Below are 281 nucleotides of genomic sequence, written 5' to 3'. Positions count from 1 at the left end.
GGATGTTGAAGAACAGAGATATGGAGTACCGTAAGTACGCTGAAATCATATCTGAACACCCAAATGCTTGGCGTGAGATGTTGACGGTCAAAGATACGGGCAATCACCAAAAGTTGCATGATGTGTTTAGTTATACCATTGGTCGGGTTTTTCGCAATGTGGAGCCTGGTACTGCGATCTACACGAGCGCGGTTGGTCGTGCTATTGAAGTGGGTGTGTTGGATGCCTCTTACCGCACAACACGTTACGGTGCGCCAGATGGAGAATTGTCGGTGTTTGCT

1 protein-coding gene is annotated in these 281 nt (G+C 48.0%); it reads left to right on the top strand.

Annotated elements, in window-relative coordinates:
• Nucleotides 1–20: 20 nt before the first annotated feature.
• On the top strand, nucleotides 21–281 hold a 261-nt coding region (locus tag AB4585_RS29430), incomplete at its 3' end, for a hypothetical protein (RefSeq protein WP_372172377.1).

Source organism: Vibrio sp. 10N.222.49.C9 (assembly GCF_041474985.1).
GTDB classification, from domain to species: Bacteria; Pseudomonadota; Gammaproteobacteria; order Enterobacterales; family Vibrionaceae; genus Vibrio; species Vibrio crassostreae_C.
Note: the sequence above shows the minus strand (reverse complement) of the source record. Positions and strands in the feature narration are given on the sequence as shown.